This window comes from Alteromonas portus (genome assembly GCF_005117025.1).
Classification (GTDB): domain Bacteria; phylum Pseudomonadota; class Gammaproteobacteria; order Enterobacterales; family Alteromonadaceae; genus Alteromonas; species Alteromonas portus.
This window is the reverse complement of the sequence record NZ_SWCO01000005.1, coordinates 146,152-167,113: the sequence shown is the minus strand read 5'-3', so window position 1 is coordinate 167,113 and position 20,962 is coordinate 146,152. Positions and strand designations below refer to the sequence as shown.

Below are 20,962 nucleotides of genomic sequence, written 5' to 3'. Positions count from 1 at the left end.
ACTACCCAGCAGTGCATCCACCATCAACATAAATAACTTGGCCGTTAATAAAGCTCGATGCAGAAGCTGACAACATCATCACTACCCCTACCATATCTTTCGTTTCAGCCACTCTTCCCATGGGTAGACGCGCTAAAAATGGGGCAATTCTTTGTGGATCTTCACAGATTTCCTGCGTTAACGGCGACTTGATTAATGTTGGCGCTATTGCATTGATATTAATAGTAAAGCCTTCTTTTACACCTTTTATCGACCATTCTGTGGCTAACTGCTTAGTGAGATTATCGATGGCGGCTTTCGAGGCCGCATAAGCAGTATAGCCATCAGGGTGACCACAAAAACCACGTACCGATGACGTATTCACAATTTTGCCGTGTCCCTGCTTCATGAAATACTTTCCGAACTCTTGGCAAGGTATCAACGTGCCTGTCACATTTACCGACATAACATGCTCAAACTTATCCTCAGGCATGGCTTCTGCAGGTGCTCTAAACGCCATTCCAGCGTTATTAATTAACACATCGATATGCCCATATTTGCGATCAATTTCACCCACCAAACGACTAATAGAAGTTCGATCTGTGACATCACTACTGTAAGCCACGCAACTTCCGTCAGTGTCTTGAATTGACGCGACTACATCATCTAAGGTGGATTGGTTCCTGGCTGTGACGATTACATGTGCACCGTGTAATGCAAATGTGCGCGCGTAAGCGGCACCCAACGTGCCATTCCCTCCCGTAATCACCACTACTTTATCTTTCATATCGAATAGGTTAAGAGCGAAATCATCACTCCAAGAATCTGTCATAGCCATGGGCTGTCCTCTGATTATGTTTACCGATCTGTTGTTAACATTTTCGTCAAACTAAGATGTTGAAAATGTCACCAACACAGTGGCAACGCGATTGGTATTATTTTTTAGCCTGCGTCCTTCGTTAGGAAAAATCGCAACAGAGTCTCCTGGGTGTAATACCGTTACCCGATTCTTTTCATCAATAACCGTAAGTTCACCGTCAATGACGTAGTACGATTTTTCAAACTCTGCACCAAAAGTACCTGTTTGATACTGCATGTTGGCGCCCCCATTAGGTAGGAAATAGCTTAGTCCTTGCCAGAACTTGGTTAATCCCGTTTCTTCTTCGCCCTGTATTTTGAGGGCCACCATGTCAAAATGAGCCGGAGGGTTGTAGGGTTTGATGTCTGAAAGTGAAACAATTTTCATCACACTCTCCTTAAAAATCGACGTTGTCTTTGCCTTTTAGCCCCAACATAGAGCGGGTCTCTTCTGGCGTGGCTATCTCTAGTGAAAATTCGGCAAGAACCCGCTTAATTTTTTCAACTTGTTGTGCGTTGCTCTGTGCCATTTGCCCCTTCCCAATGAACAAACTGTCTTCTAAACCTACACGAACATTGCCTCCCATTAAGGCGGTTTGTGTTGAAAACGGCATTTGGTGTTTACCTGCCGCTAATACTGACCATTGATAGTCATCTCCAAATAAACGGTCGGCAGTACTTTTCATGTACATCAGATTTTCTTCATCCGCCCCTATGCCACCTAAAATGCCAAAGATGGTTTGGATAAAGAAGGGCGGCTTCACCAAACCTCGGTCTGCGAAGTGGGCAAGGTTATAAAGGTGCCCTACGTCATAGCATTCGTGTTCAAACTTAGTGCCGTGCTCAGACATGATCGTCATGATTTTTTCGATGTCACGAAAGGTATTTCTGAAGATGAAATCGTCGCTATTTCTGACATATTCTTCTTCCCAGCTGTGTTTCCACGTTTTATAACGGGAAGCCAAAGGAAACATGGCAAAGTTAATACTCCCCATATTCAAAGAGCACATCTCAGGCTTCACTTTCATGGCGCATGCCAAGCGCTCTTCTACTGACATGGTAGGGCTACCGCCAGTCGTAAGGTTGATTACTGCATCGGTACGCTGTTTTATTTCAGGTAAAAACTGCATGAATACATCTGGGTCACCGGTTGGTTGGCCCGTGTAAGGATCTCGTGCATGAAGGTGGATAATAGACGCACCTGCATCGGCAGCCTTCACAGATTCATCGGCAATTTGCCTAGGTGTTATAGGCAACGCATCAGACATTGTCGGCGTATGCATAGCCCCAGTCACAGCACACGTTATAATCACCTTTTTGTTCTTTTTCATTGCTCTATCCTCGCTGCTGGGTCACATTTAAAAGATAAGTGTTAAGGTCATCTCTCACCTTCTGAATACGGTGTTCATTCCAAGATAAAAACCCCTGCCCCGTTTTCACTCCAAGGTTATTTTTAGCCACTTGGTCTTGTAGAACCGGCGAAGGGGACTTATCCGCGTTTAAACTTTGTAGAATGACATTGTGTATATCGAGGGTAAGATCTAGCCCAATGAGATCGGCATTTTCGATAGGACCAAGTTGAGGTAGACGCAGTCCAAAACTGTTCTTCACCACCACATCCACATCCTCTGCTGTACAAACGCCGTCGTTGACTAGCGCAATTGCTTCGCGCCACAAGGCGTGCTGCATTCGATTACCTACAAACCCAGGCACATCCTTTTTCACATGAACAGGCTTTTTACCAACGAAAGTGAGCAGCGCCATCATATTTTTAATGACATTCGTACTACTTTTTTCACTTTCCACCACTTCTACTAGTGGCACTAAATAGGGAGGATTCCACCAGTGCGTACCAACCACTTGGTTTTGAAAATCCAAACCATCGAAAATATCTTTAATAGGGATGACCGACGTGTTGCTGGTAACGATGGCTGTAGATTTAACAAACGGCTGTATTTGCCGAAAAACCTCTTGTTTTAAGGCAAGCTTCTCAGGAACGGCTTCAATAATGACATCGGCATTGGCCACGGCAGCTTCGATATCGCTAACTACATTGACATATTGGGTAGCAGAAATATCTCCACCCGTACTTTTTATGCCGCTGGTTATCTTGGATAATGCGGTTTCCCTCGCGCTCTCAAAGGGGTCAAATAAAAACACTGACAACTTATGGCTAGCGAATACTTGCGCTATGCCACACCCCATTAAGCCTGCGCCCAAAACAGCAACTTTGGTTGAATCGAACATAATAAAATCCTAATTCACATTAGCAAGAGGTTCTTAAGTGCCGAACCTCTTTCAGTGCTTTACTCGCTTTCGCCGCTTTCAATTCGAAACGAACCTGAACGATCTATCATTGCAACGAGCCTAACGATACAACCATCACCGCCTTTCCAGCGCCAAGGAAATGCTGCAATGGTACAACGCTTACCTGTTACTTTATCTAATTCACCACCGACATTTTCAATGCCGCATATACCGTTGCCTAACAGCGCACGATGGCAAGGTTCCCAGTCGGGGAAATCATCAATAATGGCTCGTCCCCCCGTATGCTCTTTGTATTCTTGCTCTAAGTGAGGAATTAGCGGGCCAGGACCATGTGGGCCAATCGCGGTTCCTAATGGATGGTCAAGTGCTTGCACATCAATCCCCACCATTTTTACTTTTTTCTTCGCTAGCCATTCGCCAGCCTCTTTGTAAAGCCCAGGGCCATAATGGTAGTACTCAGAAGAATCTGCATAGGTGTGATGCCACCCAGTATTAATGATAACAATGTCTCCTTCTTGAATAGCCGGAGTTGCATTTTCCAAGTCTTCCGCCGTAATTACTTCCCACTTTTTCTTTGGAATAGACACCACAACACCTTTGCCAAAAAAGCGTGGTAATGGCATTTGATCCATAAAAGGCGTGCCTTCCACTACGTGAGCTGGAGCGTCTATGTGTGTACCCGAGTGCATCACCGTTGTAATACGCTGAGTAAGCACGCCAGATTTAGACATACCATGCAGACGTTCAATCTTTACATCTTCAAAATATGGCCAGCAAGGCTGCCCTAGTCCCCATTCATGACTAAGGTCATAAAACTCCAAACCCGTGTCATTATTTATGTTCTCTTCATGAATCATACTGTCCATATCGTGCTTCGAAATTTTATGCACTCGTTTTAAATCATTAATCTTCATCTTATTACCCATATTGTGATACACGTTAACCGCTATATGAAACTAGCACATTAAAAAAACATGTCAATAACATTTTTTTTACACAAAATAGAATGAACAAATAAACAAAAACTATTAAAAACAAAAATTTAAATAAGTTGGAACGAGCAGCACTAGCAGCTCACGAATTGCAAATAACTTTTTGTTAACATTTTTAATAAGAACTATTGACAGGGTTAGGGAGGAGTTGTAGCGTAATTATTGAACAATACAGGTGTATCACATTGTGGTGACAAAAGAGGCAAAGTAATGTCTATAACGAACTTGGGGAAACCTGATATGACGAAATTTAAATGTAGCAAACTCACACAGGCAATATTACTCAGTTGCTCAGTTGCAATATCCCACTCAGTGTTCTCTCAAGAGCAGGAAGATGAAAAGCAAAACAACAATGCTAAGTTAGAGGTGATAGAAGTTACCTCTCAAAAGCGCACCCAAACCTTACAAGAAGTGCCTGCCACTATTACCGCTCTTCCTTCCGATGAAATTGAAAAATATGGTGTAGATGATCTCTTTGAAATTGCCGACTTAGTCCCTGGCATGGTGTTTTCACGAGCACCTGACGACGGCTTAGCCCTAACCCTAAGAGGCTTAGGCACCCCAGCCAGAACGCAAAGCTTTGACCAGTCTGTTGCACTGTTTCAAGACGGCATGTTTGTAGGAAAAGGGCGTATGTATTCCGCTGCTTTTTTTGATGTTGAGCGCATTGAAGTGATAAAAGGCACCCAAAGTACCTTACTAGGAAAAAACACCAGCCTAGGTGCAATTAGCATTGTGAGCCGCAAGCCTACAGATGAATTTGAAGCCAGCCTTAAAGGGGGCATCGAAGTGGCTAATCGAGGCTGGAATCTAGATGCAGCAATCAACCTACCCGTAAGCGACAATTTCAGTTTACGAATAGCTGGGCACGCTGCGGATCAAGACGGCTGGGTAGAAAATATTGCTACTGGTCGAGATGTCCCGGAAGACAGCGACCGGGGGTTACGTATTACTGGCCTTTATACCCCATCGGATACACTCACTATTACAGGTGCGTACCAACATTCTACCGGTGAACGTATTGGTAACGCCTATCAGTATGTGGATAACGGTAATTATTTTACCGACGACGTTATAGACATTATTGGCGAAGCACAATTGGACAATACCAAAAATGCTTGGTGCGACGAATGTAAATACAATGAAAGTTACCACGACACCACGGTAGATTCTTTCACTCTTACCATTGAAAAAGAAGTTGGCGAGTTAATGCTTACTTCGGTAACATCAACCGCGAACTATGACATTCTTTTTTATGATGATTTTGATTTCGGCAGTGCGTTTGACGAAGTTACCTATGTGACAACCGGAGACGTTGAATACTACAGCACATACTTCAAACGTGTTGAAACCTACGAGCAATTTTCACAAGAGTTGAGACTGGCCTCAGAAGGCCGCGATGATTTCGACTTTATGACAGGCCTTTTCTACTTCAACAGTGATTGGGACTCCTTGGAAGAACAGTTCTTTAACACCCCAAATTTCCCCCCTGGAGATATAAGCGGTGAAATATTCAATGGTTCATTCGGCAACGACTTTAAGCAAAAAACAGAAACCCTTTCTGTGTTTGCGCAATCTGATATATATCTTAATGACGACCTCACCTTAGCGGTAGGTTTACGCTATACCGATGAGAGCAAAGATGTAGAGTTTGATCGTATTCAAGGTGACTTACAAACCTTATGGAATACCGTCATCAACCCGCCTTTCGAGTCGGATTTAGACTTTGAAGACAGCTTTTTAAACGGCAATGCTTCGTTAAGCTATAACTACGATCGCGATACTACGCTATATGCATCTTATGGCGTTGGAAGCAAAACTGGCGGCTTTGCTGAATCTGCTGAAGTCACTAGTGGCGACCCCTCATTAGATGTATCTGAAGGAGGGGCACGGGTGAAATCGGAAGAAGCTCATACGTATGAAGCAGGTGCAAAATTGGTGTTACTGGATCAAAGCGTGAACCTAAATGCTGCTATATTTTATACTGAAATTTTCGATTTTCAGGAAACCTCGTTTCTTGTCACCGACTCAAGCGCAGGCTTTTTAACCCAAAATGTGGATGTTGAATCCACTGGTTTTGAACTAGATTCCCTTTATCAAATTAACGATGATTGGCGTATATCTGCCGCCGTAACATACGCAGATAGTGTTCACAAAGACGATGGTTCAGACCTAGCGCAGGCACCAAAATGGACAGGCAATATAGGTTATTCTTATATTAGCGAATTAGGCTTTAAAGATTTGCTATTGCTAAGTTCAGGCACCCTTCGCTATCGTGACGAAATGGTAAGCCAAATAAATGAAACCTACCCTTCTGATAGCCTTACTACGCTCGATTTTTCTATTGGCATTGAACCCTACGATGGCGTGTGGAACTTACGACTGTCAATTCAGAATATCACTAACGCCCGTTCAGCGGATTTCAGCAGCCCACCTGCCGCCCCCATTGGCGCCATACTTGGCGCGCCAACCGGCGATCAAGGCATTACCGCAGAAACGCTGAACCAGCAACGCATGATTAACTTACAATTTGCGTATAACTGGTTCTAACCGCGTTACCTACAAGGATAACGTAAACATCAAACACATAAATGGGCGTGTTGAACCAACCGCCCTTTTTATTTGGGCATTCTTTAATCAACCAATGCTAGATAGCTAAAAAAAGTGTTGTATGACGGCTCACTATCGCTATAATGCCCCACATCAGCACGATGTTGATGTTTTATAAATGCCAGAGTGATGAAATTGGTAGACATGACGGATTCAAAATCCGTTGCTAGAAATAGCGTGCCGGTTCAAGTCCGGCCTCTGGTACCATTCTCTTCTTAATAAATAAAAAGAGAAACAATAAACCGACCTTGAGTCGGTTTTTTTGTGCCTGTAAGAAATTGAATCGGCACGCCTAAAGCGCGCCGTCCGAGTGTCGGTCCAACCAAAGTCTGGCCTCTGGTACCATCCATATATTTTTGCAAAGCGTTTAGCTTGAATCAATTGACCTTTGACTCGTTTTTTTCTGGCGTTTTAAGGCTCTCCTGTCCTTGTCTAAATATAAGGTAATCTTTTGCTAACTTTTTATCTTCACTCATGAAATTAAATCCTTTAAATTAACTTCACTCTGCGCTTACCCAATAGTGCCAACATGAATTTTTGCACTTGATAAGTGGTGTTATGCTCCGCCTCATTATCTATTAGGTGACAATCTGAACAAATAGACAAGGCCAACGTAAAGTTGGCTGGACTTTATATACAAAGTCTAGCTTTGACTGACTATAGGTTTAGTGCTTCTGAACGTTTGAAATTGACGGTGAAATCACATTGCCAAATGTCCGCTTAATGCCCTGAGCCACTCGTCAACCATTTTTATCCAAGCAAAGGCGAATTCCTTTCCTTTAAAACCTTCAAATACTGCGTTTCATTGTACGGAGTATTAGTTTTCCAACAGCGGTATAAAATTCTTATCCATTTGAATGCAAGTGAGCGCACTGCTTGATGATGAGAGTTTCCTTTTTTCTTTTGCTGCTCATAGTAAAGCTGCGCCCAATAAGAGTATAGAACGGATTTTGCTGACCATTCAGTAAACGTTTGACGAATAAATTTCGAGCAACCCCATCGCCAGTGGACCCAAGCGGTTTTTCCGCTGCGCTCAGTTACAGGCGCAATGCCTGCATATTTTTGTACTTCTTGAGCGCTTCCAAATCGGTTTCTGTCTTCTCCAAATGCAACCAATAATCTCGGACCAAGACATTTTCCAACACCAGGTAAAGATTCATACAATGCGGCGTCTGGCATTTCATGGTAGATGGCTTCTATTTCTTGATCGAATGTTTTAATCGCTGTGATAATGGGAAGTATCTGATTAGCCAGTGTTATCGCAAGCAGTTTGTTTGATTCGATGACAACACTATCGTAAGTCAACGGTGTCGCACTTTTTATCGCCTCTAAACGAGGTGATACTAATTTGGCAAAACTACCGCGAGAGGTAAGGAAGCGAGAGATTGTGTCGGGTTTTGCGCGTTTAATTCTATCCAGCGACGGCCATCGAGTAATGAATTCGACGAATAACTGCGAATCTCTATGCGTGAACCACTCCAGAGGTTGCGGGTAATATTGCTTAAGCGCATTGATAAGCCGATTTACATACCGTTTCTTTTCATCCACTAATCGACGACGTTCCTCCACCAAAAAGGCTAGTTTTCTGATTTTATCGTCAGCCATTTTAAGTGGAGTTATTTTATCTGGATAGCGAACTAACAACTCAAGTGCGATTGACGCGTCAGTTGGATCATCCTTAGCTCCACTCGGTGATAACGCTCTACGATATCGGCACAGCATCGTCGGATTAATTGGGAATAAGGTGACAAAAGAATACTTTTGTAAGGCATAGACGATTGGCCCTTTTGACAGCTCAAGCGCAATAGCAATTTGTCCTGGGTGCTGTTGATGCAGCTCCGTAATCCACTGTTCAATAGCTTCAGCCGAGTGTTTTACAACAGCTAACTCCCTTGTACCATCAGCATACTGGATGCAAACATCATGCTTGGACGAAGCCCAATCTAATCCAATAAGAACGCTAAAATCATTTGTTCTAGACATAGTTACTCTCCCAACAGTTAACGTGTTGGATATGTCAGCTCAGTCTTTCGAAGAAAATATAGCGGCTATTCTTAAAGCAACCCCTGAGTATTTGTTTAAGACTAAGCGCACTCAGAACATCGAAAAAAAAGCGGTAAACATCGGGTGTTGTTGTCTGAGATTCGTATGAACCGAGCACATATCCTAAAAACTACATTATCGTTTATAGGATGCGAGTGACTATAGCTTGTCTTGAACTGCCGCCCGGATTCCGTGTAGTAGTGGTCCGGCTAGGCCGCGATTTTTCTGTACATGTGAATGATCAAATGTAAGTCATTACGTTTATCCGCATCAGTCACTTAAATACAGCCTCGCTTTCTATATTCCGCTTCCCATTCTGCAAAGCGTTTGAGTAGGACATCTTTAGTCTTTTGCTCACGTGCTAAGGCGCGTTTACTTTTCTTCTGAGCGGCCTGATTATCAATATGTGACGCCAGATAGTTCTTCTTCAAACATACTTGGCACAACATGGCTATAGTGTTGCTCGATCATTGCGGTGCTAGTCCCACATTGCCTAGCAAGTACATCAATCCGAAGATAACGGCTAAGCAATTGCCATGTTATGTAGGTATGTCTTAACGAATAAAGCGATCTCTGGCCGTCAGAGCTACTTCTTAACTCACATTCATCAAGTGCAGCGATGAACGTCCGTCCCAATTCTTTTGTAGTGCTTCCCTCAGCAAGCCTGAACAGTTCGTCATTGTGCTTTCGTTTTGGAAAGCGATCTCTCAGCTCCATAAGCGGATAGACGATATCGTCTTTACACACGACCGTTCTTGTACCGGTATGCTTTGTCGTCTTGCCCTTTCGGATTTTGATTTTGAAGATGACTTGGTGGTCTTAGCGTGTCATCTCAATGTCAGCCCAGGTCAGTTCTTCTATGTCGGCAAAGTGGTCAGTCAGCAAAGTCAGGCTCTGGGAGCTGCAATGAGAAAGCTGATTCATATTTGCTATGGCGAACTAAAGACAGAGACTGAATATCAGCCCAACATCGTTCTAAATTGAATTTGAATCGCGCGGAGCGAGATGGTATATCGCACAGTTATACCGCCAATGCATGTTTCTATTTGTTAAACTAATACAAATAACGGTTACTACACTCTCATAAAAAAGGTAGATGCCCACGATAAAGCAATCCACCTTAAATAACTCTTTAACTCAATGACACTAAATTTTGTGCTCTATTAGGTTGCAGTATAACCGCCATCTACTACTAAATTTTCACCATTGACCATGCCAGCTGCGCCGCTAACAAGATACAAGGCTGAATGCGCAATTTCTTCTGGTTGAGCAAAACGACGCGCCGGTACTTTCGCTTTAAAGTTTGCACCTGTTTCGCCAGACCAGTAACCACCCGCGCCTAACTCAGTCTCTACAACCGTAGGAGAAATAGCATTAACAGTAATACCTTCAGGGCCCCACTCCATTGCCATCACGCGGGTCATGCCTAGTACACCAGCTTTACTTGCGCAGTAAGCTAAGTGACCATCAAGTGCCACCAATGCCGCCTGAGAAGCAAGGTTAACAATACGCCCACTCTTTTGTCTCAGCATTTGTTTACCCACTTCACGGGCATATAAGAATGGACCTCGTAAGTTCACAGCCATAGTGATATCCCAGAGATCTGCTGGCGTCTCTTCAGATTTAGCAAGGGGGCCAATACCAGCATTGTTTACAAGAATATCAATACGTCCAAGCTTTTGCACCGAGTCAGCAACGATTTGCTGCGCAGATGCTTCATCAGCGACATCAGCTACCCACGCCAGGTTGTTCTCACCAAGTGAACGTGCTGTTTCATGAACGGCTTCGCTTTTATCCACCAAAATAAGTGTCGCGCCACGCTCAGCAAAAAGCTCAGCTATACATTTACCAATACCTGATGCGCCGCCTGTGATAAGAGCAACTTGCCCTTCAAGGTTGTAGGCTTTATCAAACGAAAATGACATTTTTTATCTTCCTCTTAATTAGTTTTATACGCGCTATTTTTTTGCAAGGCCGCTAGCACGGGCGTAGGTTGATACCACTTCTTGAATCCAGTGTCTGGCTAAAGAAAGCGGATCGTTGTTTAGGGTCCCTGCACGAAATGCCGCATATTGAAGTGGCATAAATTGACTCAACAACGTCATAGGTGCAGGTTGCTCTGTAAGGTTGTTAATAAGCGTTTGTACGCTTTCATCAACTTTAGGGTCTGCCCAGTAGTAACGCGACCTATCGCTAAAGCTGTATTTGCGCGCAAAAGCCTGCTCTTGCTCGGTACCTGTGTAATATTTAGCCCAGTTTTTCGGGTTTTCCAGCATTTGCTGTTCAAGTACTTGGCGTAAGTTTGAAAGTGGTTTATTGGTGATCCACTCTTGTTCAATATAGCTTAACGCAAACAACGCCTCGCGCGCCGCGTAGGTTAACCCTGGGCCAACTTTTAGAATGGCAAAATGATCGCGAACCAGATTACTTAACGCTGTTTCAGTTTGATAATCGGTAGAGTGCGCCTCATAAACCAGGTTTTCAATGTCTAATATGGTTTTGCTTAATTCCTGTGCTTTTTCAGGCTGATATCCAATGACCATAGCATGGTCAAACTCAACACCAGGCTGAACCACTACCCCGATGACTCTCTCCCATGCACTTTGCAAACCGCTTTGGTTAAACTTTTCTTTGTGGGTGTTTATGGTTTGTTTCAAGTCATCAATATTGGTGGTGGCAAGCTCATGTAAGTCTTCTTGGGCACCGCCGGGCACAGGTACCTCGGTACCAATAATATACATAGGGGGCACTTTCGAGTCGTCAATCGCGGCTTCGGCGGCGGCACATAAAATGGTCGCGCGCTCGGCGATTACTTCATCCGAAAGTGGAGCTACATCATCTGCGCACGCCATGCTCGCATCTAAGTGTATTTTAGAAAAGCCAGCGGCTACATAATCTGCCACCATTGTTTTTGCTGCTTCCATAGCTTCTGCGGCAGGTAACGATGTCCATGGGTTTGGCCCTAAATGGTCGCCTCCCAAAATAAGATCATCTTCAGAAAAACCTACTTCCTTTGCAATATCTAGCACATACTGACAGAAGTCACTAGGCGTCATACCGGTGTAACCGCCTTCATGATTTACTTGATTACACGTTGCCTCTACGAGCAAGGGTGAGCCATCAGTTTTAGCTTGCTGCATAGACGCTTCAATAACAAGTCGGTGCGCAGAACAAACAGAATAAATCCCTCTGCTACCATCGGCTCTATTTCGTTCAACAGTTTCTTTCAGAAAATTAGCATTCATGTTTTTTCTCCACTGATAGTATAAAGTGATCTAGCTCGTTTACTGTCGAGTTACCTTCCATAGGACCACGTTGTGTCACGGCCAGCGCGCCTGCAGCGTTTGCCAATTTTAATGCGCGCTCTATTTCAATCTCTTGTGCTAAGCAGGCAATAAGGGTTCCGCCAAAGCAATCACCCGCCCCTGTTGGGTCGACCTCGGTTACCTTGAATGAGGGCATTTTTATCGAACGTGTTCGATCGTAGTAAACGCAGCCTTCAGCGGCATTTTTTACCACCACCATGTCCATGGAATATTTGTTTAGTAGGGTTTCAACAGCGTCGCTTTCTGGTACATCACCACAAAAATAATGCAGGTCTATTTCGCTGGGGAGCAAAATGTCGCACGCCTCTAAAATTAGCTGAGTGGCTTCTTGAATCACCGGCGATACCATGATTTCTGGGCGAATATTCGGGTCAAACGATACTTTTCCGCCACTTTGCTTAACCAACGCTAATGCGCGCTTAACCGCTGCAATTGAACCCGCGTTGCCAAGCGATGAGCCCATTACATGAAAATAACGGCAATTGCTGGCAAGGGCAGGGTCAACGGAGTCTTCGTTAATAAGCGCTGCTGCACTGTTACTAATGTTAAAGATAAACTCTCGGTTTCCGTCTTTTTGATAAGTAACAAAAGCAGTGCCTGTTGGTAATTCGTCCGAACGGCTAATACCACTTACATCCACACCATCACTGCGAAGCCGGTTTAAGATAAGCTCGCCAAAACCATCATTTCCAGCACAACCAATAAAGGCCACGGAAGCCCCTATTTTAGCCGCTTGATCCGCGAATATTGCTGGAGCGCCACTTGGATAAGGCCCAAGAAATACACCCGGCTCGGTAAAGGATTGGCCAATATCTTCTGCCATAATTTCAGCGAGTAGTTCGCCCATACATAAAATGTCAGTCATCGCTCAACTCATTGATGCTTGTCGTCCTCTATTAGCACTAGGACAACCGTTTAATTACATAAGCAATCCCGCTTTTTATTAAACAGAATTGCTACTTTTAATCGGCTTTGTTTTACCTTTGATAGCGTTTAACGAAATCACTTACTTTCGATTTTTTCTTTAAAGCTTATCTTAAGCATTCAAAAAATTAACGCTGACTACTTAGCTAGCCTGAAAACGTGCCTAGTACGAAATATCGTGACAACCCGCCATTGTTAGGCATTTAAAAAGTGGACGATATGGTTAAATCTGTATATCGCCTGCTTAAAGCGCGGCAAAATCTAGATTTAAAATCACAATAAAATCGAAACTTTCGAAAGCCATTTATTTCATTTTTTGATGGTAACCTTGGATTTACTGTTCGTAAAGTTATTTCGAAGATTTCGTAAAAAAAAATATTCTAACGAAAGTAAAGGTAAACAATGATCGTTGCGAGCGGTAATATCCGCTAAGCGAAAATAAGAGGTTTAAGATGCGGGTTGTTAGCTTGCCATCCCCCGGTAGGCGAGGATACGGCGAAGACGGCGTGTATAAGGGCTGATTATTTACGGGTGCTTAATTGCGGATTCATAGTGTAAATAAGCAGGCCATAATTAACATTATGGCCGCATAACTTATCCTAGGGCTGGGTCACTGCTGATAGAAGATTACTTCCTATACCACTATACAAGTGGCAGTTAGCGTTGCTAACTCAACGTATTATCAATACGCGCGTATGTGGCCAAGCCCTATTCACTTAGGCACTGTGTTCAGCCATTGATTGACTGCGACTACTCCAGCGCGTAGCAGGTTGCTCCGCTTTATTGAGGGTTTTATGGCGTTGTAGCGACCAATATGCCGTCACAAAGTAAATAACCGTACAAATAAAGCATGCTATTTCAAACTGAGATTTATGCATGGAGTAGATGCTCATGCTGTCACTAAAAAACATCACTTGGCTGGCAAAGGCAAAAATTATAAGTAACGAAATAGTAGAACAGCCGTTCAATACTTTCGTAAATAGTGAGCTATCTTCTAGGGGGGGCTGCACGTTTTTCGCCTGTTCTGCTTGGTAAGCTTTTATGTTTTGCAGTTCTTTTTCCTCAGCCTCAATTTCTTTACTGTAGTTCTCACCTGCGCCATATTTTTTAGCCAGTAAGGTGTAAACGACAATAGTGAACAACCAAGTCGGTATAAATAAATAGTAAAATGACATTACATCAATGATATTCAGACTAACGCCAAACACTAGCGCCAGCACCCACGATGCAATAGCTGGAACGCTGCGAGTAATGTTTTTATATTTAGCCCAATAGCGGGTTAAACCAATTTTAGGAAATAAAACATGCTCAGCAAATACGATACCGCCAACGGGCACGACCAATAAACCTGCGTAGGTAAGTAGTGGCAACATTTGAGAAAATACAAACGGGAAACAAGCAATAATTACGGTAACAACACCAACAATAGCGGTAGTACGTTCGCGAGACTGCGCCACAAAAATAGATTGTGCAGCAAGACCAGCGCGGTAAAGATTTGCGTTTGCCGTAGTCCAACCTGCGATGATAACAACCACAAAGCCCGTCCAGCCTAATGCGTGATAAGCAACATCGCCAGGATCAAGAGATGATATTGTGGTTTTTAGTAACACCGCTACACCAGCTCCCATAACTCCTGCAGCGATCCACGCTAAGTAATGACCAAAAAACATGCCCACACCTGAAAATAAACCGTACCGTTTACGTTTAGCAAACCTAAATATTGCCATATCAATTAAGCCAAAGTGGGTAATAGAGTTTGCTGCCCACGCAAAACCAATAACTTCTAATAAACCAATACCTGGCTCTCCCTGTGCATTAGTGCCGGTCCATATGGAGGCGTCTCCTATTGCTATAAAGTCACCAAAACTATTTAAAGCAGTGGTGCCCAATACATAGTTAGAGAGTTCAGGAAATAAAACAAATGAGCCGGCTAAAAAGATAACAAATAGCCAGGGCGCACAGATTTTAGAAAAGTCTGCCACAGTGGAAAAGCCATACATAGCAACAAACACAACAATTGAGCCAACCGCTAAAACAATTGCTACAAACGATAAACTATTTGGATACCAATCTAGCTGCGCCGGAATGTTAAACAAAAACCTCACCGCTGTTGCCGATACAGTGATCATTGCAGCGGATATCACACTAAATATAACCACATTAGCCCAGTTATAGAGCTTGGTCATCGAATTACCAGCAATCTTATTAAGGTAGTTGTATATACTTAAACGTGTTTCTACCGCAATGGGAGTGGTAATCAACCACCATGAACACATCGCTAGAAAATTACCAATGAGTAATCCTAGTAAAATATCGATGGTAGATGCGCCCAGCGCCACGAAGGTTGCACCAATCACAAATTCGGTTGCCGCTACATGCTCACCAGCAAATAGGCCAGCAAAGTGTTTCCAACCGTGCAGTTTGTGGTTAGCAACGGGAAGTTGCTCCTCATTCACATTGTCTAATCTATGTGTATTTATCGTCATGGATTTTCCTACTATTACAGATATTGTCTGCTTATAACTTCGTCACACTAAATTGTTCATCGCTCCCTACTTTTGCATTATTCATGGTCGAGTGGCGTCGAGACACAACTCACAAAAATAGTTTTTACAATAGCTACTTGTGTATAAATAACGCTCAAATAAGATAATATTGATGCTACTTCGATACTTTTTAACCAGGTAATTCACTTTCGAATAACATGGTGAACATTTTCTGCTAGCGCTCAAAAGTAATCGTCTACTAAATAAACCATTAGCGAGTGCGTAAATAAAAAACGATAAAAGCATTAACTTAAAAAACATACGTGAAGCTTTACTTATGCTTAACGCACGATAATAAGTGCAATACTCGGTTTAACCCCCACATCAAATCGAAAGCATCGAAAGAAAAAAGCTTTCATTTGTTAATAGTAACGCTGCGGTTGAGGTACGTAAAGAAATTTCGAAGACTTTGTAAACAAAAACCTTCACTCGAAAGGTTAATAAAGCAAGATATGCTTGAGTCTACAGCGGTTAATAGGTTAATTATTTTCACGCAGTGACGTTGTAAGGAAGTAGCGAAGAGATAGTAAATAGGCAGCAGGATAATGGTGAGCCTAAGCAGAGGCAGTAAAAAAGACGTGGTGAGCACACTTTATACATTTGCCTGTTTGTTACCGCTCGGGATGTAAGGGGAAATCAAGCCATACTTAAGCTTTTTCAATTACTTAGCGAGAAAGCCCAGTGAGGGTTAGTCACTGGGCCGTGTATGGCTGCCGTTGCTTATTTGGCGCAGCGCTCAATAAAAGTATCAAGCTCGGAAAAGGTAGAGGTGCCTTCCATAGGGCCTTTTCGTGCCACCGCTAACGCACCTGCGGCATTCGCATATCGTAGTGAATCTTCTGGTGACATTCCCTTAAGACGGCATACCACAAAAGCTGCGCCAAAACAGTCGCCAGCGCCTGTAGGGTCTACCTCATCACTGGCAAAAGGGGGAAGTGATATTAGCTCACTGCGGTTATAGAAGCTGCCGCCGTTACGACCACGCTTAATCGCAATTTCGCGCACGCCAAGATCAAGGATTTCCTCAATTGCTTCATTTTCTTTATTAGAGCTGGTCAGCATAGAGATATCGGCACCACTTGGTAAAAATATATCTGTATACTCTAAAATGAAATTAAGCGCCTGACGCATTTCAGGAATTTTTAGCATTTCTTTACGGATATTAGGGTCGAAAGAAATAGAACCACCGTTATTTTTCACTATTTCAATCGCTTTTTTCATTTCGTCAATAATACGGAACGAAAATAAAGACGACCCCATAACATGGAAGTGTGTACAATTTTTAAGTAACAACTTTGCCGAAGGGGTTAGCGAAAAGTGTGCACATGCGCTATTCGTATAGTTGAAAATAAAGTCGCGTGAGCCATTTTTTTGATAAGTAACAAATGCCGTACCCGTTGCAATTTTTTTGTTAACGCTAATACCACTGATATCGACGCCATCGTTACTTAGCCGAAACATATTAAGCGCACCAAAGTCGTCGTCACCTACGCTGCTGATAATGCCACAAGGTTGATTTAGCTTCGCTACTTGGTCAATAAAAATAGCCGGAGCACCGCTAGGGTAAGGGCCTGCTAATGCGCCCGGCTGTCGAAAACTTTGACCGACTTCTGTCGTCATAATTTCCACTAAAATCTCGCCCATGGTCACAATTTTGTTCATTTACACTCCATTATTATACTGCCTAAGGTACGCATAATAGTTAACCGCCACTATATATATTATAACTACCCTGAGTGCTGGTATTTGACATATCTGCTTGCTGAAGTAGCGCAAGCTCTTCATCCCCCAGATCGCAATTAACAATGAGCGTACTCAGTTCGCTTAAGCGACAGACAGGATACCCTTCGCATGCAGAGAAACCTACACGTGAGATTAAGCCGATATTTTTTTCTGCATGACTGACAACATCGCGATATAACCGCGCCATAGCCGCATTTTTAACGGTAAGATAGCCCTCTTCGTTTACGCCCATAAACTCAATGAAGCACTTGTTCACTAACTGCAGACGCACCGCTTGTTCAGCAATAGGGCCTACCAACGCAGTGCAGTCATCAATCACCGCACCACCCAATATTTGTAGGTCGCAGTTAATAAATTGCTGCACAGTGGGAACTATTTCATAGGTATTTACAATGAGTGACAAGCTTTCGTGAAGCGCCAAAAAAGGCACCATTTTATGTGTTAATTCACTCGCGCCTAAAAAAAGCGTATCGCCACTTTCGGCGCTATTGGCGGCCAGCTGCGCTATAAACGTCTCATCAGCCTTACTTACTGTAGACGACGAGGTTGCTTCAACTGGGTAAGATTGGGACGAGCTTGAGTTAGGATTATATTTCGCGCTACCAAACGAGCGCACTATAAACCCCTGCTCTTCTAAATAGTTGAGGTCGCCACGAATGGTGACCGTAGAAACCGAGAATTGCTGACTTAAGGCCTCTACTTTCACTTCGGTTTGTTGGCGAATTACATCTAAAATTTGTAATCGGCGCTTCAGTGAACTATTTCCAGTCGATCTGACCAAACTAATCTCCCTCAACAATCGGCCAGAACGGCACTGCTAACTTTACATAATTAAACGTTTACAAAAACATAGGTTTGTTTAGCGCGGCACTTCTTTGCCCTGCTTTTGATGTATAGCTTGAATGTAAAATTCGAACTATTCGAAAATAAATACTTACAACCGCGAAATACTAACGCCAAGGCCCCGAAGGGTCAAGGTGATGAAGTATGGGCCTGAAGGTAAACGTCTTGATACTTTAAGTTAATGACAATTTTTCGAGATAGCATTATTTGAAGAAGACAGCAAATAGGACAGTCACTTCCTCTGCTGATGTCCAGTTGGATTCTGAGCTAACTCATGACTATTGAAACACCCCATCCATGCAAAGAATTTGCAAAGTTTTTCAACATGCTTTAACTTATTGATTTTTAAATACAAAAGAATGCAGTATCTTTTCAAATTCCGTTGCTAGCGATAGCGTGGCGGTTCAAGTCCGCCCACTGGTACCAAACATTAAACCAACTTTTCAGTTGGTTTTTTTGTATCTGAAGCTCAGTAAATCGCCACGCAAGCGTGTCGGCCGAGTGTCGGTCCAATCAAAGCCCGCCCACTGGTACCATCTCTTCTTTGTAGAAGTAGATACTGAAACCGGCGAGAGTCGTTTTTTTTGTGTCTAAAAGAAAGATAACCTACCTGACAAAAGCGGCTCTACCCCATAACCGGGGGATCAGTATTTATCCTGTTCTATTAATTTGGGGTAAATCAGACGAGTAAATTAACTTTAAACAAAAGCTTTTTCAGATCTTGTCTAGAATCAAAAACTAGAAGAAGAATGACTGTCTTTGTAGACTCTTCAACTCGGTAAAGCACCACATTATGACTATCGACAAGAAGCTGCCTGTATTCGGTTAACCCTAATTCCAGGAGCCTGTCGCTATGAGGCGCAGAATACGGATTTCCATAGAGTTGAGACTTAACTTTTGATTTGATAGCTCGCTTGGCCTCGTTTGCAACATTGTGATTAAATTTTCTGGTTAAAAAGGCATCCAGTTTTTCAAGCAAAGTTTAAAAACCGGTGTCATTTTTATGCTATATTCAATCGTCGTCAAATGCTTCATCCAGATCAAATAGCCCGTTCTGTCGCGCACTGCGTTCTGACAAGTTTATGAGTTTTAATAATGTTATAGTTTTTTGCTGTTCTTCGTAGTCATTCGCATCCTGAATAACATACTTTGGCTTGCCATTTTGCGTGACCAAAATGGGATTATCCAATTCCAGATGATTCGCATGTTCCTTAATGTAAGATACAGTTTGAGTTTTCATGACAATCTCTATTGGTCTAAATATAGACTTATTATAGTCCGATAGACGAGGAATGAAACGGATAGACTTCCTAGTGGATTGCAATATTTTCATGATGTACCCATACCGGAACATTTATTTAATCAATACTTCATTTGGTACTGCCTAACAATTGAAGTCCCCCACCAAACCAATTAAAGTCGCTCAACATTCCCCCCTAAATTCCCAAAAAGGCTTTAATTGATGAACATTGAACGAATGGAAACCAAGCAGCGCATGAGTCGCATTGTGAAGCACAATGGCGTTATCTACTTATGCGGGCAAGTATGTGCAGATGCCACGCAAGATATTACCCACCAAACTCAAACCATGCTTGATAAAGTGGATAGCTTACTTGTTCAAGCGGGAAGCGATAGAAAGCATATGCTTTCAGCGACCATTTACCTTAAAACCATGGATGATTTTGCGAAAATGAATGAGGTATGGGATAACTGGGTACCAGAGGGTTATGCTCCAGCGCGAGCTTGTGTTACTGCCGATATGGCACGCGAGGCACTGCTTGTAGAAATCTCTGTTGTTGCAGCTGAGATTGTAGACTAAGCATAGAAATTAAGAACTGATTTTAGGCTCTATGATTATCGGTATGCCCACACATAGAGCCAACCATTCTAAATTTATTCAAATATTTCTCGCCGTCATATCTCTGAAATAAATATCCTATAGCGTATAAGGTTCTCTGAAAGTGCCGTCAAAAGCACTATTTCAAAATGCACATTGCTCCGATATGAGTTTTCATGAAGAAATTGAAACGCTATCAATACGAACGATATGCCATCCTCTGTCAACTCGCCTACCCCGACGCCGACGCGCAATACGAAAAAATACTAGATCCTTTTCATGAACGTCATCTTGTCGATAAATACGGTAGAATGAGCGTAAGGATATTGTGGGTTGAGAACAAAAAAGAAGTCATCATCGTTTTTCGCGGTTCGTTAGGCTTCAAAGATTGGTTTGCCAACCTGTTTTTCATACCCTATAAATTGCACCAATTAAATAGAAATTTCTTTGTCCACTGGGGGTTTGCCCGATTGCTTGCGCAGCCAATGTACTCAAGTACAAAAACCTCTGATGACGCCTTACCGCTCAGAGAACTACTCGTAAAAGTATTAGAGCCACTTCGTGCACAAGGCAAACGGTTTTCATTTATCGGTCACTCATCCGGTGGCGCGGTCGCCGTGCTCATGGCCGATTATTTCGAAAGACGGTTCCCTAAGTCAGTAAAAAGAGTGGTTACCTTTGGGCAACCTGCTGTTGGCACCCGCTCTTGGTACAAGCATTACTTGTTAAACCATCGAACGTATCGCATTTGCTGCGACCTAGACGTTATTACCTTTATGCCTCCCTTCCCTTTTTACTTCTGGCATGTGGGTAAAATGCTGTGGCTGCATGATGATAAAATTTATGAAAACACGCCTACCCACAGGCGATTTTTAATGTCTCTTAAAAGCTGGTTGTTGCGCCCTATTACCTACCACTACATGCGGAAATATATCCGCAACAAGTCATTGTTTGACGAGCATTAAATCGATCATTTTTAGCCATTTGAGCGTA

General features: G+C 43.0%; 16 protein-coding genes and 1 tRNA gene. 4 read left to right on the top strand and 13 right to left on the bottom strand.

What is annotated here, in order from left to right; translation table 11 throughout:
• Position 1: 1 nt before the first annotated feature.
• Genes E5672_RS08695 through E5672_RS08675 form a run of 5 tightly spaced genes read right to left on the bottom strand, consistent with a single transcriptional unit; the run spans position 2 to position 4,019 of the window.
• On the bottom strand, positions 2-817 hold the full coding sequence (locus E5672_RS08695) for an SDR family NAD(P)-dependent oxidoreductase (RefSeq protein WP_136781839.1): 816 nt from the start codon (positions 815-817) through the stop codon (positions 2-4).
• A 51-nt stretch (positions 818-868) separates the two neighbouring features.
• Positions 869-1,225 (bottom strand): cupin domain-containing protein, encoded by a 357-nt coding sequence (locus tag E5672_RS08690; protein ID WP_136781838.1) that lies wholly within the window; start codon positions 1,223-1,225, stop codon positions 869-871.
• 10 nt (positions 1,226-1,235) lie between these two features.
• Complete coding sequence (gene kce / locus E5672_RS08685) at positions 1,236-2,168, bottom strand: 3,5-dioxohexanoate:acetyl-CoA acetone transferase (protein ID WP_136781837.1); 933 nt, start codon at positions 2,166-2,168, stop codon at positions 1,236-1,238.
• A 4-nt stretch (positions 2,169-2,172) separates the two neighbouring features.
• Positions 2,173-3,084, bottom strand: coding sequence for a 3-hydroxyacyl-CoA dehydrogenase family protein (locus E5672_RS08680; protein WP_136781836.1), 912 nt, complete (start codon positions 3,082-3,084; stop codon positions 2,173-2,175).
• 59 nt (positions 3,085-3,143) lie between these two features.
• Complete coding sequence (locus tag E5672_RS08675) at positions 3,144-4,019, bottom strand: cyclase family protein (RefSeq protein WP_136781835.1); 876 nt, start codon at positions 4,017-4,019, stop codon at positions 3,144-3,146.
• A 318-nt stretch (positions 4,020-4,337) separates the two neighbouring features.
• Between E5672_RS08675 and E5672_RS08670 the strand changes: the two genes are divergently transcribed.
• Positions 4,338-6,647: a TonB-dependent receptor gene (locus E5672_RS08670; protein ID WP_136781834.1), complete on the top strand. Its 2,310-nt coding sequence runs from the start codon at positions 4,338-4,340 to the stop codon at positions 6,645-6,647.
• A gap of 180 nt (positions 6,648-6,827) precedes the next feature.
• A tRNA-Leu gene (locus E5672_RS08665) sits at positions 6,828-6,914 on the top strand.
• Positions 6,915-7,457: 543 nt separating this feature from the next.
• Here E5672_RS08665 and E5672_RS08660 read toward each other — a convergent pair.
• From E5672_RS08660 to E5672_RS08615, 8 genes are all read right to left on the bottom strand, one after another.
• Positions 7,458-8,690 (bottom strand): IS110 family RNA-guided transposase, encoded by a 1,233-nt coding sequence (locus tag E5672_RS08660; protein ID WP_136781833.1) that lies wholly within the window; start codon positions 8,688-8,690, stop codon positions 7,458-7,460.
• A gap of 1,223 nt (positions 8,691-9,913) precedes the next feature.
• Positions 9,914-10,675, bottom strand: coding sequence for a GolD/DthD family dehydrogenase (locus tag E5672_RS08650; protein WP_136781832.1), 762 nt, complete (start codon positions 10,673-10,675; stop codon positions 9,914-9,916).
• A 33-nt stretch (positions 10,676-10,708) separates the two neighbouring features.
• Positions 10,709-11,995 carry a D-tagatose-bisphosphate aldolase, class II, non-catalytic subunit gene (locus tag E5672_RS08645; protein ID WP_136781831.1) on the bottom strand — a complete coding sequence of 429 codons (1,287 nt, stop codon included), beginning with the start codon at positions 11,993-11,995 and terminating at the stop codon, positions 10,709-10,711.
• Positions 11,985-12,941 carry a sugar kinase gene (locus E5672_RS08640; protein ID WP_136781830.1) on the bottom strand — a complete coding sequence of 319 codons (957 nt, stop codon included), beginning with the start codon at positions 12,939-12,941 and terminating at the stop codon, positions 11,985-11,987. Before E5672_RS08640 ends, E5672_RS08645 begins: the two co-directional genes overlap by 11 nt.
• 775 nt (positions 12,942-13,716) lie before the next feature.
• Positions 13,717-15,486, bottom strand: a complete 1,770-nt coding sequence (locus E5672_RS08635; RefSeq protein WP_136781829.1) for a purine-cytosine permease family protein — start codon at positions 15,484-15,486, stop codon at positions 13,717-13,719.
• Positions 15,487-16,266: 780 nt separating this feature from the next.
• On the bottom strand, positions 16,267-17,208 hold the full coding sequence (locus tag E5672_RS08630; RefSeq protein WP_136781828.1) for a tagatose kinase: 942 nt from the start codon (positions 17,206-17,208) through the stop codon (positions 16,267-16,269).
• A gap of 40 nt (positions 17,209-17,248) precedes the next feature.
• On the bottom strand, positions 17,249-18,070 hold the full coding sequence (locus E5672_RS08625) for a DeoR/GlpR family DNA-binding transcription regulator (protein ID WP_161569384.1): 822 nt from the start codon (positions 18,068-18,070) through the stop codon (positions 17,249-17,251).
• Positions 18,071-19,144: 1,074 nt separating this feature from the next.
• The gene (locus E5672_RS08615) at positions 19,145-19,372 is read right to left on the bottom strand and encodes a type II toxin-antitoxin system Phd/YefM family antitoxin (RefSeq protein WP_136781826.1); all 228 of its coding nucleotides are present in this window, start codon (positions 19,370-19,372) and stop codon (positions 19,145-19,147) included.
• 222 nt (positions 19,373-19,594) lie between these two features.
• Here E5672_RS08615 and E5672_RS08610 point away from each other — a divergent pair, with 222 nt between their 5' ends.
• Positions 19,595-19,951: a RidA family protein gene (locus E5672_RS08610; protein ID WP_136781825.1), complete on the top strand. Its 357-nt coding sequence runs from the start codon at positions 19,595-19,597 to the stop codon at positions 19,949-19,951.
• Positions 19,952-20,145: 194 nt separating this feature from the next.
• On the top strand, positions 20,146-20,934 hold the full coding sequence (locus E5672_RS08605; protein ID WP_136781824.1) for a lipase family protein: 789 nt from the start codon (positions 20,146-20,148) through the stop codon (positions 20,932-20,934).
• The last annotated feature ends 28 nt before the right edge of the window (positions 20,935-20,962 follow it).

Coding starts and splice junctions, on each gene's coding strand:
- E5672_RS08695 (WP_136781839.1), bottom strand. CDS start 817: ATGGCTATGACAGATTCTTGGAGTGATGATTTCGCTCTTAACCTATTC.
- E5672_RS08690 (WP_136781838.1), bottom strand. CDS start 1,225: ATGAAAATTGTTTCACTTTCAGACATCAAACCCTACAACCCTCCGGCT.
- kce (WP_136781837.1), bottom strand. CDS start 2,168: ATGAAAAAGAACAAAAAGGTGATTATAACGTGTGCTGTGACTGGGGCT.
- E5672_RS08680 (WP_136781836.1), bottom strand. CDS start 3,084: ATGTTCGATTCAACCAAAGTTGCTGTTTTGGGCGCAGGCTTAATGGGG.
- E5672_RS08675 (WP_136781835.1), bottom strand. CDS start 4,019: ATGAAGATTAATGATTTAAAACGAGTGCATAAAATTTCGAAGCACGAT.
- E5672_RS08670 (WP_136781834.1), top strand. CDS start 4,338: ATGACGAAATTTAAATGTAGCAAACTCACACAGGCAATATTACTCAGT.
- E5672_RS08660 (WP_136781833.1), bottom strand. CDS start 8,690: ATGTCTAGAACAAATGATTTTAGCGTTCTTATTGGATTAGATTGGGCT.
- E5672_RS08650 (WP_136781832.1), bottom strand. CDS start 10,675: ATGTCATTTTCGTTTGATAAAGCCTACAACCTTGAAGGGCAAGTTGCT.
- E5672_RS08645 (WP_136781831.1), bottom strand. CDS start 11,995: ATGAATGCTAATTTTCTGAAAGAAACTGTTGAACGAAATAGAGCCGAT.
- E5672_RS08640 (WP_136781830.1), bottom strand. CDS start 12,941: ATGACTGACATTTTATGTATGGGCGAACTACTCGCTGAAATTATGGCA.
- E5672_RS08635 (WP_136781829.1), bottom strand. CDS start 15,486: ATGACGATAAATACACATAGATTAGACAATGTGAATGAGGAGCAACTT.
- E5672_RS08630 (WP_136781828.1), bottom strand. CDS start 17,208: ATGAACAAAATTGTGACCATGGGCGAGATTTTAGTGGAAATTATGACG.
- E5672_RS08615 (WP_136781826.1), bottom strand. CDS start 19,372: ATGAAAACTCAAACTGTATCTTACATTAAGGAACATGCGAATCATCTG.
- E5672_RS08610 (WP_136781825.1), top strand. CDS start 19,595: ATGAACATTGAACGAATGGAAACCAAGCAGCGCATGAGTCGCATTGTG.
- E5672_RS08605 (WP_136781824.1), top strand. CDS start 20,146: ATGAAGAAATTGAAACGCTATCAATACGAACGATATGCCATCCTCTGT.